The 17,300-nt window shown below is 58.8% G+C and carries 11 protein-coding genes; 2 read left to right on the top strand and 9 right to left on the bottom strand.

From position 1 onward, the window contains the following. Positions 1 to 656 precede the first annotated feature (656 nt). The 5 genes from KIP88_RS43165 to KIP88_RS43185 form a co-directional block, all read right to left on the bottom strand. Positions 657 to 1,796 (bottom strand): ABC transporter substrate-binding protein, encoded by a 1,140-nt coding sequence (locus KIP88_RS43165; protein ID WP_214494141.1) that lies wholly within the window; start codon positions 1,794 to 1,796, stop codon positions 657 to 659. A 175-nt stretch (positions 1,797 to 1,971) separates the two neighbouring features. After that, positions 1,972 to 2,934 (bottom strand): phytanoyl-CoA dioxygenase family protein, encoded by a 963-nt coding sequence (locus KIP88_RS43170; protein ID WP_214494143.1) that lies wholly within the window; start codon positions 2,932 to 2,934, stop codon positions 1,972 to 1,974. 180 nt (positions 2,935 to 3,114) lie between these two features. Beyond that, positions 3,115 to 5,946 carry a M81 family metallopeptidase gene (locus KIP88_RS43175; RefSeq protein ID WP_214494145.1) on the bottom strand — a complete coding sequence of 944 codons (2,832 nt, stop codon included), beginning with the start codon at positions 5,944 to 5,946 and terminating at the stop codon, positions 3,115 to 3,117. Positions 5,947 to 6,598: 652 nt separating this feature from the next. Continuing rightward, entirely contained in the window at positions 6,599 to 6,769 is a 171-nt protein-coding gene (locus tag KIP88_RS43180; protein WP_214494147.1) for a hypothetical protein, read from the bottom strand. Positions 6,770 to 7,221: 452 nt separating this feature from the next. Beyond that, the gene (locus KIP88_RS43185) at positions 7,222 to 8,181 is read right to left on the bottom strand and encodes an SMP-30/gluconolactonase/LRE family protein (protein ID WP_214494148.1); all 960 of its coding nucleotides are present in this window, start codon (positions 8,179 to 8,181) and stop codon (positions 7,222 to 7,224) included. Positions 8,182 to 8,616: 435 nt separating this feature from the next. On the opposite strand from KIP88_RS43185, the gene KIP88_RS43190 reads away from it, so the two are divergent. Then, positions 8,617 to 9,565 (top strand): IS630 family transposase gene (locus tag KIP88_RS43190; protein ID WP_214494150.1). Its coding sequence is split into 2 segments (ribosomal slippage): positions 8,617 to 8,733 and positions 8,735 to 9,565, totalling 948 coding nucleotides; the frame shifts between segments, so codons are not numbered across the junction. Between the two features lie 726 nt (positions 9,566 to 10,291). Here the strand turns inward: KIP88_RS43190 and KIP88_RS43195 are convergent. Then, on the bottom strand, positions 10,292 to 11,809 hold the full coding sequence (locus KIP88_RS43195) for a porin (protein ID WP_214494152.1): 1,518 nt from the start codon (positions 11,807 to 11,809) through the stop codon (positions 10,292 to 10,294). A 342-nt stretch (positions 11,810 to 12,151) separates the two neighbouring features. Here KIP88_RS43195 and KIP88_RS43200 point away from each other — a divergent pair, with 342 nt between their 5' ends. Then, positions 12,152 to 12,763 (top strand): MarR family winged helix-turn-helix transcriptional regulator, encoded by a 612-nt coding sequence (locus tag KIP88_RS43200; protein WP_249791484.1) that lies wholly within the window; start codon positions 12,152 to 12,154, stop codon positions 12,761 to 12,763. 142 nt (positions 12,764 to 12,905) lie between these two features. Here the strand turns inward: KIP88_RS43200 and KIP88_RS43205 are convergent, their stop codons facing one another. The 3 genes from KIP88_RS43205 to KIP88_RS47440 all read right to left on the bottom strand — a co-directional run bounded on the left by KIP88_RS43205 (position 12,906) and on the right by KIP88_RS47440 (position 16,714). Then, positions 12,906 to 13,949 carry a S9 family peptidase gene (locus KIP88_RS43205; RefSeq protein ID WP_214494154.1) on the bottom strand — a complete coding sequence of 348 codons (1,044 nt, stop codon included), beginning with the start codon at positions 13,947 to 13,949 and terminating at the stop codon, positions 12,906 to 12,908. 700 nt (positions 13,950 to 14,649) lie between these two features. Next, positions 14,650 to 15,759, bottom strand: a complete 1,110-nt coding sequence (locus tag KIP88_RS43210; RefSeq protein ID WP_214494156.1) for a DUF2817 domain-containing protein — start codon at positions 15,757 to 15,759, stop codon at positions 14,650 to 14,652. A gap of 340 nt (positions 15,760 to 16,099) precedes the next feature. Further along, the gene (locus tag KIP88_RS47440; protein ID WP_308163792.1) at positions 16,100 to 16,714 is read right to left on the bottom strand and encodes a hypothetical protein; all 615 of its coding nucleotides are present in this window, start codon (positions 16,712 to 16,714) and stop codon (positions 16,100 to 16,102) included. Between the last annotated feature and the right edge of the window lie 586 nt (positions 16,715 to 17,300).

Here is a 17,300-nt window from a genome sequence, read left to right on the forward strand (position 1 = left end):
GCTCAAATCCAACAGCTGCGGTATTGAGCAAGGTTGTGTTCATTGCAGGTGGAGCTAGATGGATTTAACCGCCGGCCCCAAACAGTCGGCTTCTGAAACATGGTGACGTTTGACCCTGTACACTAACGACAAGTCCGATAATTATTGCTGCAGCGCTCCGCTTCTCGGTGCCTTAATTCCGCGTTCTGGCGCTTTTTTGGACGGATTTCACCACATCGTTCGCTGGTACCAGCCGCGTTCAGCATGCCACGCAGGATCCAGTAGGGCGTGTTTGGCGCCTTGTTATGGCGGTATTTCACAACTTGCTCGAGTTTTGTCAGGTCACCGGCTTGTAGGTGAGCTTTCTCTGAGCGTAGAGCCGGTCGGCGAAAGAACCTTCGATGTGCCTGCCGGCCTCCAGCGTCATAGCAGTTCACCACAGCTGATTTGGCAATCGCTTTCGATTGGGTCGGCTCGGCCTCTAACATGGTGCGGACCACAGTCAGAGTTGCTGCAAGCAACGTGCCGGTGACCAGTCTAGAATTCCGAGCGAATGCAACAGAAGCTCAAAGATCGCGAGGAAGATGCTTTCGGGCAGCCGCCGCCAAGCCCACCGTGTGGCCGTCGTGATTTGCCGAAGCATAAAGAAATTCCGACAGGTCACCCATAGTTAAAGATCATCTTGCCCTCCATTTCAGCCAACGCTCCTGGATGTAATTTACATTCGTCTTGCCGTCCGGGCGCTTCGCCGCCAACCACGCAGTGTCCTCGATGATGGCCTTCGAGGCGTTTTCCGGATTTACGTTGACCTGCGGGACCAGGTCGGCGGGCAGGTACTTGAGCTGATTCGTATTCGGCCCGGGATAGCCGGTGCCCTGGGTCCACCCGGCCGCAATCTGCGCGCGATTCAAGAAAGCGATCAGCTTCTGTGCGTTCGCCGAGTTGGGGCCGCCCTTCAGAATCGTTGCGTATTGGGGCGCCAGCATGGCCCCCTCCCACAGAAATTTGACCGGAGCGCCCTGGCGCATCGCGCTGATCATACGGCCGTCGAACGAACTGGTGATCGCGAGTTCTCGGTTGATCAGGAGCTGAGTCGATTCTCCGCCGGCGGACCACCACCTGGTGATGTGCGGCTTGATTTCGTCAAGCTTTCGGAATGCGAGATCGAGCTTTTCATCCGTGAACGGCCAGACGTCCTTGTGTGCGACGCCTGCAGCGACGAGTGCAAATTGCAGGTTATGCTTGGCTAGGGGAGCGAAGAGCCCCCGAGGACCCGGAAACTTCTTGACATCCCAGAAATCCACCCAGTTTTTCGGTCCGCTCTCCGGAAATGCGCGTTGATCATATGCAAGCACACCCGCCACCGCGTATGACACGACTGCGTCGTGGAGACGGGTATGCGCCGGCGCGCCTACGAGCGACTCTTCATCCCAGAGACTGTAATCGATCGCTAGGAACATCCCAGCCTCGTGCATTGCCGGATAGTTTGCACCAACCAGAATGGCGATGTCCCAGTCGACTTTGCCGGCGCGGAACATCGCCGCGACCTGCGGTTCTGCGACATCGGCCACGACGTCTACGACCTTTATTCCTGTCGCCTTGGTGAAAGGATCAAAGACAAATCGCCGCGCGCCCTCGGTGAACGAGCCGCCATAGCTGTAGACTACGACTTCGCCGCTGCCGGCGAGCTTTTCCTGCGCCCAGGCAGCAGTGGCTTTGGCGACGAACGGTGCGGCAACTAGTGTCGCCGTTGACTGAAGTAGCGATCGTCGGTTCAGGCCACCGTGTGAATGGCCACCAGAATCCCGTTTGGTCATGATATTCCTCCCCCTGAAGCAAAATTAGATCATTGCGCGTATCGTTTCATACGGTCGAAGGCGATAGGTCTTCGAGAGCTGGGCGGAGCATCTGACAGTCGCAAAGATCAGCACCTCGTGCGGACTGTCAGAATTCACCTATCCGCGGCAGATATTGGCGGCCTCTTCGGCCAAGTCACGGACCCTTGATCCGCATTTCGGGAATCCAAGGCTCGCGTGCGCGCAAGCGCTTGCGGGAGGACAGGCCATCGGCAACGCCGTAGAAGAACCATGGCGTGTAGCCGAGCAGGTCGCGGAACTTGTCGGAGCATTCGTCGAGAACGGCAGGGTCTAGGCCGAGAAAAAAATTCTCCAGCTGACGAAACTGTGGGCCGCAATAGAAGGCCAACAGACCAATCCGCGGTTCATCCGTAAGATTCTGGCCGGTGCCGTGCCAGAGCCTGCCATCGAAGAAGATGCAGCTACCCGCCTTGCCTGTTGCGGCAATCGTCGGCACCTTGTGCGGTACGGTGCTATCTGGATTGTCTGGGAGGAGATGGGAGCCTGGCACAAGGCGAGTGCCTCCATTCTCTTCCGTGAAGTCCGTCAACATCCAGACCACGTTGCACGCGCAGGCCGGCATGATGATGTCTTTCGGCGCGCTGTCTGGCTCCACCGAGTAGCGCTTCCGATCGCCGACCTTGATATGGGCATCGCCTTTGCGGAACCGCATCGGACACCACCAATTGTCACGGTGGAGGGGCTCGGGCACTCCGCCCTTCTTGGCAATGTTCGCGCCGAACGAGCTCAGGAGGAAATTTTCTCCGAGGACATGCTCGGCGAGTTCGAGAGCGACCGGACGGGTCACCAAGTCGCGCAGAACCTTCCCCTTGTTAAGGAGAAAATACATTCGCTGGTTCACGCCTCCTTGGATCTCTGGAACACTCTCCCGCAGTGCCCCCGCCTGATCCTCCAACACCTTTTTCAGCTGCGTGGGCCCGGCGTCCTCGCGCGCCCAGCCGAGCGCTTTCTCTGCCTCCGCTTGTTCGACGACGCGTTGCCGAACTTCGGCGACCTCGCTTGGCGAAAGAACGTCGGGAATGATGCAATAGCCGTCGCGCTCGTAGTCGGCCTTCGCCCTTGCCAGATCAATCGCCACTCGAGGACCAGGCTGTTGGATTGATACTGACGCATCTCCTTTTGGCATTGACTTATCTCCTTGTTGGCATCCTCGGTTTTCACACCAGTTACAGTCGTTGTCTTTCTCGATCGGCAGTACGCTCTTTTCATCCGGCTCCGGTTTGCTCGAGCGCTTACTTGATGTCTTGCGCGCTCTTCATCAAGCCAAATGGGCGTCTCCGTCCTTCGTCGCGGCCGCGGCCCGTCTGCCTGGCTTGAGCCGGGCGCCACCAGGGTTAGCCGCGGTGGTGTCGAGCGGATAGAGTGGCCGGGGCACGCGCCCAAACCTGAATAAGGAATAGTCCGAGCTGGTTACTCCGGGCCCCGAGAGCAGCACGATGTGCTTGGCAATCGGCTCGAAGCCCGCCCGGAAGTGTTGACGCGACTTAATAAGGAGATAGCGCTTTGCGGTGGGCTCGATCCCCGCGTGGCGGAACACGCGCAGATCGAACGGCTCCCAGCGCTCGGAGCAGATGAGGATCTCGGCCGCGCCAGTATCAAGCACGGCCGACAGGCCATGATTGACGGTGAGGCCGGTCATCATCGGACCGGTGATCTTGTAGCGACCGTCGGTGATACGCCGCACCGTGCCGCTCACTTCAAGCGGGCGACCTTGGAATCCTAGAGCCGGCATAGGGATCTTTCCGCCAAGCTTGACCGTCACCCGAGCGCCCACGCCGGCCTCGACAAGCTCCTTGACCGTCTGAGGATCCCAGATGGGCCCGATGGCCATGTCAGATAAACCTGCCTTGAAGGCCTCCTCGACAGTCTCCATCACGTCTTGCGTGCCACCCGAGAACACATTATCGCCGTGGTCGACCAGAACGATGGGCCGGCCTTCAAGCGTCTTCGCATGGTTGAGGGAGGAAGCGAGCGGCTCGACCTGAAACACGAAGTCGGCTCGCAGGCGCCACGCTTCGTCCAGCAGATTGTCGCGCAAGCGCTCTGCGGCTGCAGCGGCACCGCGATCGGCGACGATGACGGCGAAAAGTCCGACATGTGGGATGTCGGCCATGGGGAATCCGCCAAACACGGAGGCGTTCAGCACGCGCCCGTTTTGCTCGGCCGCCATCGCCGCGTCCATGATGTTCTTCATGGGCTGGACGCTTGGACTCTGCTTCAGAGTATGAGTCAGCATAGGCCTGCGGCCCCAAACGATGACGGGCTCGATCTCGCCATTAATCGCGCGCAGGAGGGTGCCCCCGGCACGGACTCCGGTCTCCCGCATGTCCACGTGCGGATACGTGCGATAACCGACGATAACCGTGGCGTTCTGCACCATGGTCTCGCTCAGGTTGTTGTGGAAGTCGAGAGCGACCGCGATGGGAAGCTTGGGAGCGATGGCGCGCACGCGCCGCAGAAGCTCGCGCTCTCCGTCGTCGTGGCTCTCTGTCACCATGGCACCGTGGAGGTCGAGGAAGAGCGCGTCACAGCCCTTACGCACGGCGCCGCAGATGGCGCTCGCGAAATGTTCAAAGGCCGCGTCCGCCACAAGACCGCTCGGCGCCGCGGCACCCGCCACCGGCACTACGAGTTCCGCTCCCTCGCGGCGTGCCAGTTCAATGTAGGCGGCGATAGCCGTGTTCGTGTCGGCGTACTTCTCGACAGCCCTCGCTGCCGCCGCCGGTAGGTCGTTCTCCTCGCCGACGGCGAAGGACGAAAGGGGCGTCGGGACGGGTGAGAACGTGTTGGTCTCGTGCTTCATCATGGCTGCGATGAAACGCATAGAGATTCTCCCTTTCGCGCACCCGAGCGCTCTCAGCCCTGCGCCACGCCCCAAAATCTCAACGGTGGCTTCGGGGGAATGCATCATGGGCTTGGGCACGAGGGTCATTGGCGGAAGAGCCCCGCTCACGCAGTCGGCTAGTGTCTTGGCGAAGGCGACCGTTTCGGCTTCGGTCCCGGTCGAAGTGAAGTAGCAGACCATGAGCTTCAAGTCCGCGACTGCGCGGCCGAAAGGGCGCAGGAGGTCCTCGACGTAGCTCATGGTGAAGCGGGCCTGCGGCAACAGCTGACCCGCCATAACTCGCTGCCCTTTGTTGCTGTAGGGACACAAGGGCACCTGTCCGCCGAGCCATATCGTATCGCGCAGTCGGATGGCTTGGCGGTAGGGCAGAGGAATCGTCCAGTCCCACACACGCTTGGGCCAATGGTCCTCGCGCGGGATGTATTTGTCAAAGCCGTTCCACAGCTCGCGCATGGCCATGACCTCAATCTTCGTCAAGGCCCCATTTGGGTTTAGGCGGTGGCAGGGGACGACGGTCGCGGGCGGCCCCGGCTCGCGAAAGTGGCTCGCCCGCGCCTTTGCAAGCGGCGCCCATTGCTCCCGCGTGTTGCCGAAGTAGTAGCCTTCCATCTTCACGCTGTCCTGGAACGAGGCGCCGAGCGCGGCCAGCGTCTCCGCGTGTCTCTCCATAATGAAGTGGCTCTGGGCTATGCCGTCCTCGGGATGACGTAGAACGCCGTCGGCGTCCTCCGCCGTGCGGTTGGCCACGGCGATGAACTCGCCCGCTCGCAGGCCCGCGGTGACTGTCGCGTCGCCGAAGAGAGCCCGTCTCTCAGGCGGCACCGGGCGCGGCACTGTTCGGACATCGCAGTGCGTCCGCCAACCGCGTTGAGCGATGACCTGGATCTGGATGGTTTGGCCGGAAAAAGGCTGCAAGGGCTCTGGCACTGTACTAATCACAGGCATCGGATCGGCCATGAAGAAGCGGCCGAGCGCCGCGATCACCTCCCAGTCGTCGCGATCTGCGGTGTAATGCGCCTTAAGCCGCACTACGTCGTCGAATTTGCAGGATTCGCTGGCGAGCGCGTGGGCCACGTTCGCCATCGCACCCTCGATTTGCTTGTCGAGGTTGCCCGGATTGCGAATCCGTCCCGCTGCGTCGAAATCGCCAGCCCCACCGACGAAGCTCAACACGCCTGCACTGGCGGACAAGTGGTGGGTGTGCGCAATCGGCAGATGCCAGATGCCCGGCGGCGTCATATCCATGTCCCCCCGACTTTCATTGTCTGCGCATTTTCTGGTGAGGCTCGGAGCCTGATGCGAATTTACGCGATAGGATAGCTTGGTGGTGATGATTGAAAAGACGTTTTCTTGGATGCCGTAAGTCGTTGAAAACTATAGGGGGCGTTTTATAGATCGAACATCGCACTAATCTGGGGCCGCCTATCCGCACGCTGCTCTGGACGTCACCGGGAACTGCGAGATCGTCACACGCGACGAGCGGACGAGCGGGGGCGGCCGAGCCTTTCAAGATTGCGCTCTCGTGGCGAAACCTGTCCGCTTCGGTGAACAGCGTACGGCTGATGGCAAGGCCCGCCGACGTTCTTTCTCGCCGAGATACCGGCTACGACTGCTCGTGCGAGACACTCTGGTTTCCGAACGGTTGGCACGGTGACCTCTCGACCGGAAGATTGCAGTCAATAGCCATGCGACTCACAGCCGCGCATCAAAATCCTTTACCAAAGCATGGGAGCCAGCTGAACCATATTGAACATCTTGCATACGAGGAGCCTGCCTACCATAACTGGCACCACGCGGCCGTCGTGGAGGTAGCTCATCGTCGGACCGAATCGGCGGACTTATCAGCCTTACGAACTTTTGCGACAGCGCGACGCAGTTCGGCGATGCTCGATATTGTTCACGTGTCGAGCTTTACATCGGTTTGGCTTGGCAGGCCTTGCCGGCCGATCTGCACCGGCTCGTGCCTCACATTGAGTGATTTAATCCAGCTTGGCCCCAACAAATCGACCTTGCCCCGTTGGCTTCGATTCGGTCGCATCGTCTTTTCCACTGCGATCACGGAAATCACGCTCGGCGGCCCTCCCACTTCAAACCAACTCCGACTATTGCGTGTCAGTCAATTTTGAAGTGGCCGATTAAGGGCTCGAACGCCGAGCGCATCGTCACTTGACCAGGATCGCGGATGCTGGGTCGCATGCAACAACCGGGATTTTCGTCCAAGCGGTATGCCTCTCAACCTCCTTCGCGGCGTTGTTGGATAAGCACACGACGGACAGCGTGAAGCTCGTCCATTGCTTGAGTTTGAATGCTTTTGCAAGGTCGTGCCCCGGGGGCGAGTTTGGCCTTACTTCCGCATCCAGAGCTGAAGCTCTACATGCATATGCGCAAAACCTCCAGGCGGAGCTCGCGTGCGATGCCTTCGGCGTCCGAGCTTCCTCCTGCACGGAGAATTGTGCTGGGTCGAGGAGCGACTCGACACGCCGGAGGACGCGTTGCGCAGCAACAGGCCGACCTACGACCTCAGGTCCCATCCCGCTGCCCGCACAGCGCGATGCGATATACATAAGAGCATCCGGTCAGAAAGAGAGTCCTATTGTCGGCCGCCCCAAAGCTGACGTTGGTAAGAGGCTCGGGCGTAAGGATCGTCCCAATATGCCGGCCCTGCGAAGTAACGATCCATAGACCGCCCGGCCCGGTACAGTAGACACGACCTTGGCGGTCGACCTTCATACCGTCCGGCTCGCCAGGGGTGGGATCGCTGGTCATGTCGATAAACAGCGTGCCGTGCTCGAGGGTGCCGTCCGGCCGCACGTCGTAACGCACAATCTGCTTGCGCCGCGTGTCGTTAACGTAGAGCTGCTGCTCGTCCGGGCTAAATGCCAGACCATTCGGGACCACGAAGTTTTCTATAAGCAGGCGGAGGTCGCCGTCCCTCAGCATATACACCCCGGTATGAGGCACGCCGCGCGTGGGATCGTCGTGGGCACGATGGCAGTCTGCAGCGGAATCGGTGAAATAGAGCGCCCCGTCCGAGCGAAAAACAAGATCATTTGGTCTGTTTAGCAGCAATCCACGATAACGATCGGCCAGGACTCGGTGCCGGCCGTCCATCTCAATCCGTACGACTTCTCGGGTCCCGTAACCGCAGTAACTAATCCGACCCTCGCGATCCACCGTCGTGCCGTTGGCGCCTATCAGCAGCACCTGACGGAAACCCAAGTCGAGAAGATGGCCCTCTGAGCGGTCTGCGCCTTTAGATACCTCGTCCACGAGGGTAGTGACGCCGGTGGATGCATCCCATCTCCGAATCACATTGCCGACGATATCGGTGAAGATGAGATGTCCTCCCGCTCGGTCCGGTATCCAAGTCGGGCCTTCAAAGAAGCCCGTATGGTCTTCATGGATGATTTCCAGGTGAGCATCGCTCGGGACGATTGCATCGAGCGCGGGATCAAGGCGTCGGACAGCGGTTTCAGACATGGGTGTTGTCCCTCGCGACGATCAGGTTGGGACGCCCGCACGTAAAGTGCGGCTTCAGCGAATCCAAGCTCGCGTCATGTGCGGGCACATGGCCCAAGAGCTTGACTCTGATGTACGGCCTCCCAAACGAAGCGGCTCGCGGTCTCGGCGCGCTTCGCCAACTTGATTGCTAGCAATGTCTCGATCGTGATTAATGCAATGTGCGGCTCGTTGACGCTTCAATCCCGCATTTGGACCGCCTACTTCGAGGAATTTCAACTGACCGGCGTCGGGTGCGTGCAGTTGCACTCGTGAGGCATTTGGGGGCAATTGCTCCCTTGAAAAAAGTCCCATTTGAAGCGCTAGAGCGTTTTCCGATCTTGCGGAATCGGAAGGGATTCCCTTGCGCGGCAAATCGTGATTCATCATGGGGGCTGGTAATGGAGGCCAGCCCACATGGCCAAGCCGCTCTCGCCGGATCTTCGTGTTCGCATTATTCGGGCCGTGGAAGTTGAGGGGATGAGCTGTCGAGGCGCGGCCGGCCGGTTCGGCGTGGCGCCGTCGACAGCGATCGAACTGGTCAGCGAGTGGCGAAGAAGGCTCCTGTGAGGCCAGTGTGCAGGGCGGAGACCGGCGTTCGGCTCGGATTGAGAGTCATGCTGCGGAGATACTCGCCCTGATCGAAGCTACGCCTGACATGACACTGGCCGAGCTCGCCGACCATCTGTTCAAAGCGCATGGGGAGCGCTTCGTGCCGAGCGTGCTCTGGCGGTTCTTCGATCGCCGCAACATCACGTTCAAAAAAACATCGCACGCCAGCGAGCAGGATCGGCCGGACGTGGCCGCCGAACGCGCCGCGTGGAAGGTATCTCAGCCTGAGATCGACATCCACCGGCTGGTGTTCATCGACGAGACGGGAGCCTCCACCAAAATGGCTCGGCGCTATGGTCGTTCGCCTTATGGCCAGCGCTGTGTCGCAGCGATCCCACATGGCCATTGGAAGACGACGACCTTTGTCGGCGCGCTCAGGGCGACCGGCATGACTGCGCCGATGGTCCTCGACGGTCCCATGGATGGCCTGGCGTTCGAGGCTTACGTGACGCAAGTCCTCGTGCCGACGCTCGAGCCGGGCGACATCGTGGTGATGGACAATCTCGCAGCACACAAGCGGGCCGAGGTCGGCCTCGCAATCGAGGCGGCGGGAGCCTGGCTCCTCTATTTGCCGCCTTATTCGCCCGACCTCAATCCGATCGAAATGGCCTTCGCCAAGCTCAAAGCCGCCCTTCGAAAGGCCGCCGCCAGATCAATCGAGGCTTTGGACGACGCTATCGCCCACGCCCTGGCCACCTTCACCGCCCAAGACTGTCTGAACTTCTTTGCCGCAGCCGGTTATGATCGTGTCTGATCAGAATCTGCTCTAGTCTTGTGTCTCTTGTGTCGCAGGCTGGCCGGGCCCAACGTCTGCAAAGCCCGGGGCAAGGCACAAAGAGCATAGCTCTTCTCGCGGACGAGAAGAAGCTAATTCGCTTCCACGATTCGCGTCGCCCCGATCAACCTTTGGAGCCGCATACCAACGCGCGAAATGAGAAACGAGTCTCTGGACTTGCTCGATGGGGACGTTCGTCGACGTATCGTTCTCGATCGAATACCCGCTGAACGATTAATGGTTCTTGCGCATTCCAACTAACACGACTGCTGTGAATACACCTCATGACGCGGTACCGAGTTTATCGCCATCGATATTCGCATAGTCACAGCACTGCAGACGCACAACGAGCCAAGCCGCTCAGCGGAATTGTGAGCCTATGGCCGACGCCGCACGGCAGCGCCTGAACCGGCTAAACGCTACTGGATCGCGCAGCCCCATAAGCCCGACCACTTCGTTCACCGCTTAACTTCGCTGAGGCTGGTCGTGGCCCTCGAGACTTCCAGTGTCCTGCAACGAGAGGACCAACTCGCAGGGGCGAAACTCAATTCTACATCTTAAGCAGTTGCGTTATCGAGAAGGTCGCGCTGCTTCAAGTCGCAGAATATCGAAAAGGCCCCCGACGGGCATGCCGGAGGCCTTCTTGGAGGTTAGAGATAGATGTTATAGAGCCGCTTCTTTGCTCCTTCCGCTAGTTTGAGAGACTTAGAAGTTACGCTGAACGCGGAGCAGCAGCTGGACACTGCTCTGATTTTTCAGTTCATACACAGCAGCCGGCTTGGCAAGACCCGACTGCAACGGGAGGGTCACAGTGCTTCCGCTCGCGTACTTCTGATCGAGCATCATGTATGAGAGTTCGCCCGAGAAGGTCAGATTTTTGACCGGAGTCCACGCCGTCCTCGTGCCAACAACCGCGTAGTTGAAGTCAGGGTTGCAGCCGGCAAGACCGCTCGACAACGCGAGGTTTGCGACGAACGCACCGCAAATGTAGCCCTTGGCTGTGCTGTTGTACCTGACGGCGGCCCACGCGCCGTAGACGCCAGTGGTCCAGTACGGATCCCAGTTGTGGTTGTAGCCACCATTGAAGCCATAGGTCGTGGTCAGCTCCTGGCCGGCACCGGTGACGAACACGGAGTCAGACAACCCCGCAATGCCCAAACTCTGGTAAGCACCTGCCAAGCCGGTGCCACCATACATCGCGTAGGTGGTCGACATGTAGTCCTGGAAGTTGTAACGACTTGCGCCGTTTGTATACACGCCCGTCAGGTTGATCGTGTCACCCGGGCCAGTCGGAAGATTCTTGATCGACAATGCCAGCTGACCAGCCCAACCCCACTTGTCGGTCGGATGTCCGGTCGTTTCGGCGACACCATAGTAGGCAGCATGGTTGTTATGCGCAGCGACAGACGCCTGGAAGAGGCCCCAAGCCTGATCGACGCGAAGCCTCGCGACGAGGTCGGGGGCTCGCGAACCGCCAATGTCGTTGGCACCGTACGCACCGGTCGCAAGACTTGCAGCGGTCGCGCCGCTCACGTTCCAGATGTTGCTTTGGTAATTGGGGACCTGATCCTGGGCCGAGAACGTAGCCGAAACGCCCTGACCGAAGTCGGCCGTATACGATACCTGGTTCACGGGGTCCCAGCCGCCGCTGCCCGGCAGCTCGAAGCTGTTCGCAGGATACTGGGCCCAGGGTGTTCTGAACTGCGATTCCGCCTTACCGAATGTGAACCCAGCGAACTGGATGAAGGCGTAGTAAACACCGAGTGAACCAGTAGCGACCGCAGAACCCAACGATGAAGTATAGGCCGTCGAGCCATTCACGCCGGTTGTACCAGCGCCGCTATAGGTGCCGGTGGTCCAAGTGAAGACCAGCTCAGAGAAAGTCCGGACCACACCGTACTCGGTTGCGGTGCGCGTATCGATTTGCAAATCTTGACGGCTTCGGGCCGAGTAATAGTTGCTAAGGCGGTTACGCGCGCCATCCACACCACGGCTAGGAGCGTCAAAGTCGACGCTCGTGTTCAGCACGGTATCGACGCGCAGATAACCACCCAGCTTGATGCAGGTGTCAGTGCCCGGGACGTAATAGAATCCGGCACCATACAGCGTGCAGATCTTCACATACTCGACCGCCTTTGCCTTGACTGGCAGATCGGCTGCTTGTGCCCCGGCGCCTGCGAACATTGCCGCAGAACCGAGGATGAGACTCTTTGTTAGTTTCATCGATAAACCTCCAAGTTGAAACATCGTTTCCGTCTTTCAAAGATCCGCCGCGACTAGCCTCACACCCAGTGGGCGGGCGTTGACGGAACGACTTCGAGGCGCCCCCTCTCCGTCCATTGCCGTATAGTTCCTGAAATCAATTGCTTCAATTAATTAATCGATTATATTGCCGTTTCGTTCGGGTGCGTTGCAAATCAGCAACGGAATAGACGCCAAAAGAACGATTTGGGCAAAAAAGAACCCCCAGGGGGCATCCCGGAGGTTCCATTTGGAGATTTAACATGACCTCCTGCCCCAAAAGAGCTAGCGGTCTGCAGCCTTGGTAACTCAAGTTGATTGTTTATGTCAATTAATTTTCTGCATGACCGCCATGTCGCGTCGATTCGACCGGGACGGGCGCGCTCGTTACCGCTAATGATGATCAACCGCGCGCCCTATCGGCGCGCAGCGAGATTTGGCGGAAAGACCAAGATGGGCGAAAAAGATCAACTGGATAGAGCCGTTCGGGACTTCATCTGGAACATCGTCGAAATCCACTCCCAACTCGAGGAAATACACAAGGGCTGGGCCGAATTGATGGGAATAAGCGAACCCCAGTGGTTGATCGTGATGGCCGTCGACGAACTCGACCAAGGTCGCGGGGTCTCCGGGATAGCGGTCGCAAACAAGCTGCGAATCCACCCCGCCTTCGTGACGAATCAAACGAAAAAACTCGAGGAAATGGGGTTCCTGTCTCGCGTCGCATCACCTGATGACGCAAGATTCCTGCAGATTTCCCTGACTCAAAAGGCGCGAGCGGAGATCACGAACCTGTCAAACAAAAGACAAGCTCTCAACTCGACGATATTTGCCGGGCTGGACGAGGCATCCCTTGACTACCTCAACAAACGACTGGCCTCGATTGCCAAAAATAGCCTATTGGCCTCTCAAAAGCTGAGTATAGGCGTGTTGTAGGCACTATTCGCTCTTGCCGGCGCTTACCGACTCATCGCGCCTCGAAAGTTGCAAGGACAGAATCGGATCGGCTATCGAAGATAACTCCAGCCAAGGTTACGGTTTTCTTGGTGATCTGGTTCTTAGCGACGGCCAACAATGATTACGAAGCGACGATGTGCATGAGCTTGCGCTCCAGCCATTTGAAGACGCAATCGTCTGAGGTCACGAAGTTCTCGATCTCCTTTAAGGGAGCCCGTGTCGTCCGCGGCAGGACCAACTCGAGATCAACGCGCGCCGCCGTGCAGTCCGCTTGTAGTTTGATCGCCTCCGGCGTGCTGACCGTGCCACGCCCACCGGCGACCACGAGAACTGGGCATTTCAACTGCCGTACCAATCGCGAGCGACACACTGAAACCAGGTCCTCGTCCACGACATCTGCAGTCCTGGTCATCCAACGGACAGAGGCCCGAGTCCGAGCCCAATTCCAAAGGCCGCCATCGCAAACTGCCGCAGCAACGCGGCGATCAGAGACAGCGAAATCAGTAGCTAGAATAGCCGACAGGCCCTCTCCATAGACGCCAATCCGAGTGGCATCAACGTCGGGACGAACTGACAAATAATCCAAACAGAACGACAACAAGGTTTCTGACTGCCCGCGCGAGTGACTTGAAAGGTCGTCGTGAGAGACAACGAGAACCGACATGCCCCGACTAATCACCACAGGCAGGAGCCTTCCGAGCAGCGTTGCTCCCGTTTCTTCTTCGTTGCTGATGCAAATGACTGCCGGAGCGCGCAGGTCTGGGCCACCGGCGGGCAAGTAGTAGGCTGGCAATTCGGCTTGATCGCCGCCGGCAATATGCACTCGCTCCATTTTGCACCCCAGAGACTCGAACCTCTGAATGCCGGCGTCGAGTTTGGCCGAAACGTCTCCACCCTGTCGATCGTCATCATCAACCAGCCGCCTGGCCACTTCAAAGGCGGTTATCGCGCAAAGCCAAGCTTCGGTCGCCTGCTCGAATGCCCCCTCGTCAATGCGCAGGTCGCCAACACGGCAATGAGCATCTCCGATAGTTGTCCACGTTGCGGCCCAGTCCTGCCGACCTACGGCCCCGGAAATGCTATCTAGATTGTCCAGAAACGCCGCAGCCCCCAGCCGTGCGGACGCAAGATCGCCCCTTACATAAGGCCAAGCAGCGCACACCATCCGATTCACCCCCCTTGTGCAGATCCGCCCACCGCTCGGGATTCCAAGCAGCGTCGCTCGTGTGGAGGTTCCTACGAGGCGCCGTTTCTCGGCCCCAAGCCTGCGTCCATCTTTTCTCCATCTTTTGTGCGAATCTTAGCGGGCATCGAAGGCGAAGTTCTCCGATTTTTGGCCTTACAATTCTGAAATTCTGCGCATAATCGGGAGAAAGCGCAGCTTTTTCACAAAAGCAATCATCGGCGTCGGCTTCTATCAGGGCACGGCACCAGAGCGCCAGCCGATGAGACGCAAGCATGCCGCGACTAAGGAAGCTTTTGCATTCGAGCGGCGATAATGTGCCGGATTACGTTTTAGAGGTATCGATAATTCGCCCGGGGCTGGCTTTCGCAAGTGTGCTGCGAGCTTGGCGAAGTTATTTTCATATCTGAATCAAGTCTGGACTGTAGGGCGGATATAGAGGAGCTCTGCGTCGACTGCATCGATCATCTCGGCGGACCTGTGACCAGAGCGCGACACGGTCCAGTCGCTGCTGTACTCCGGCCTGCAGGCGTTCGCCACGATAACAGCGGTGATCCTGACAATCGCCCAAGTATCTTCGATGAAAACAAGCCGGTCTCGATCGGCCTCGGCCTGGCTCTTGCGCCAAGCATCACGCTTGTACGTGTTGGGCGGAGAGCATTGTGCGAAGCGACGGCCGAGCTTATGCTCGCAGGCCTTCCATCATCTGCCGATGAACCTGACGACAGCGGTATAGCACCATCTCCTTCCAATCGGCCCTCTCCGGATAGAAGTGCTCCTTCACGCGCCGTCGGATTTCATAACCAGTCGCTGTTTCAATTTCAGTTTGGCGATACGCGTAAAGCCAGTGGTCGGCGCGCATTGCTGGTCTGCCTGCCTCCGGAGGATATGTTCCGAATTCCAAGCAGACGTAGACGTGCCGATCGCCTAGGAGCCGCTGCCAGTAGTCATCCTGCGTGCCGTTGAGCACCACAGCCGATGAGGTACCAAGATCGGGCGACGTGACCGTAAGGCCAAATATGTCACGTGCACGCTCATACCCTAACATGCCTGATGCCTGCTCGCATTGCAGTTCACCATAGCCATAAGGTCCGAGGCCCGTGTGATAGTCAATTGTTAAGACAAAGTCGCGAGATTCGATACCGTAGTCCGATACGATTCGTTCGAGTGTTTGACGTGCGGCGGTAGGACCAAAACCGCCGAAAAAAAGTCCGGTTGGATGTCGGTACTGTCCGCTAGTCCGAGCCTTTCGAAAAGCGACGTCGCCATACTCTTTACGGAACTTCTCTATTGCCTCCTCGGCAGCGAGCACAACCGGTCCATCCAGCTCACGTGGAACAAGAGAATCAGCCAGCAGGTCGTACGCTTCGTTACGAGGTAAGGGGGCGGCGAAATCGACAAAATTTCGATTGAGATCGCAGCCTTCTTGCGTGACACGCCGATCCCATGCAAACCCATAAGGATTGAGAGCATGGATGAGCAACACTGCTTCATCAGATTTGAGCTTTTCGTAACCACGCTCAGACAGCCAATCGAGCTGTGCCGCCGATCCACAGTATCCCTCAACGCCGTGCGTGGCAGATACCATGATGCCCACCTTTGAGGCACCTCGTTCACCGAACCAGGCAACATCAGTCGAGAGTTCTTCCCCACGAGGCCCGCGGGCCTGCGATGGATAGACTACGAGCTCGCCACCTGTAGCCTCGCCAACGTAGTCGCGAAATCTTTGACGCGCCTCGAAATAGTTCGATGAGAAATGCTTATTTACTGCGTCAACAATAGCGTCATTCATAGGCGTTCCAATCAGGGCTTCGAGAAGTACAATGGTGAGCGGTGCATGGTGTTTGCACGTCACCACCAACGACTAGCTGGCTGTGTCTCTTTCACCTCGTTCAGGACGAGCAGCGCGTCCATGCCGGACCCGGCCATTCGCCGGCGCAGCCGTACTGGACGCTCGCGATATTCCTGCCGATCGAATGGAGGCATGAAGCGTTTCTCCTGATACTTGAACGGCGGAGGACGCGCGGCATTCCACCAGCGCGTCCGCAAGTCTGTTTACTGGACTGGCGTTGCGCGGGGCATGTGTTCGAGCCCGTGGTCGCACCCGCACTCCCTCCACATTCAAAAAGGACTTAGGCGACGGACGCCATCGTCATCCGGCAGAGGTCCGTGATGTCGTAGACGGGCAACTTCGCAATACGACGGATCGCCGGCGCGACGATCGGGAACGCCGCGCATTCGAACAAGATGGACGCGATCTCCGGGTGGGCGTCGCGAAGTCGCGCGACGCAGGCGGCAACTTCCGTCTCCACAGCGGCGACGTCGGTCGGTGGAGGCGGACGCTTCAGCTCGTCGTGCCAGTACTTGCCGCCTTCAATCCCGCCGATTACGATCCTCGCCCTCGCGGCCGGATCATCAATCCCGAGCAGGTCTTCGCCACAATGCGTTGAGTCGTAGGTCAGAACGGCGATCTTGGAGGCGAGCGGCAGCTCGCGAAGCAAGGCCGGCAAAAGGAGGAGGCTCGACATCACCACGGGCACGTTCACCGACGCGGCAACCGCCGCCTGGTGCCGAACTGAGAAGCCGCAGGTCGAGCTTATCGCTACGGCGCCTCGCTGAACGAGCTTCCGGGCGGCCGCGATGAAGGCTGGCTCGAGCGATGGATCTCCTCGGACGACGTTCTCTACCCAAGCTCCTGCCACGGTTTCCTTGATCGTCGGGAAATCGAAAGTAACCGAGCTCAGCATGGAGCCGGGCACCGGCGTCGGCGGCATAGCGCCGGGCGAGATTCCGCGTTCGAGGTGCAGGATTCCGAGAGAGGGTGGTGTCATGGACGAAGCATATCCGCCTTTGAAGTCGAATTCCCCCAATGTAGGCCGGGGCACGTCCGAAATTCTGCGCATTGTGGCGATAATGTAAAGCTTCCTTCGATCGGGCGCGGCTGCCCGTCGAAAATTGTGGAATTGATGGCCTGAATGCTTCGCCGCGCAAGCGTGGGCGGTTGATGATCGCTCCGATGTCGACGAACAAGCATGCAGAAAAAACGTTGTCGAACGAGGTCAGGAAGTCGAAGAAGCGCGACGATGGAGGCCGCCATTCCAGCGGCGGTTGGTGTGAAAGTGGCCAGAGGCGGCGGCAAACTTGCGTAAAAAATCGACTCCCGCTCAATGGCTTGGGAGGTCCTTCACGGTCGACTATCTGTCTGGCACTTACAAAAACACGCAGCGTCAGGGCTCATCCACACTGTGGCGGGCTTCTCCAGCGGCTCGTAATGCCCATATTTGTGGGCTTTGTAATGCAGATTCTCGACAGCGTTGTAGCAGCAGTGATATT

It is taken from the genome of Bradyrhizobium sp. SRL28 (genome assembly GCF_018596315.1).
Classification (GTDB): Bacteria; Pseudomonadota; Alphaproteobacteria; order Rhizobiales; family Xanthobacteraceae; genus Bradyrhizobium.

Bases quoted from the DNA above. Each gene is read 5' to 3' on its own strand.
- KIP88_RS43165 (WP_214494141.1), bottom strand. From the start codon at position 1,796: ATGACCAAACGGGATTCTGGTGGCCATTCACACGGTGGCCTGAACCGA.
- KIP88_RS43175 (WP_214494145.1), bottom strand. From the start codon at position 5,946: ATGGATATGACGCCGCCGGGCATCTGGCATCTGCCGATTGCGCACACC.
- KIP88_RS43185 (WP_214494148.1), bottom strand. From the start codon at position 8,181: ATGTCTGAAACCGCTGTCCGACGCCTTGATCCCGCGCTCGATGCAATC.
- KIP88_RS43195 (WP_214494152.1), bottom strand. From the start codon at position 11,809: ATGAAACTAACAAAGAGTCTCATCCTCGGTTCTGCGGCAATGTTCGCA.
- KIP88_RS43200 (WP_249791484.1), top strand. From the start codon at position 12,152: ATGTCAATTAATTTTCTGCATGACCGCCATGTCGCGTCGATTCGACCG.
- KIP88_RS43205 (WP_214494154.1), bottom strand. From the start codon at position 13,949: ATGGTGTGCGCTGCTTGGCCTTATGTAAGGGGCGATCTTGCGTCCGCA.
- KIP88_RS43210 (WP_214494156.1), bottom strand. From the start codon at position 15,759: ATGAATGACGCTATTGTTGACGCAGTAAATAAGCATTTCTCATCGAAC.
- KIP88_RS47440 (WP_308163792.1), bottom strand. From the start codon at position 16,714: ATGCTGAGCTCGGTTACTTTCGATTTCCCGACGATCAAGGAAACCGTG.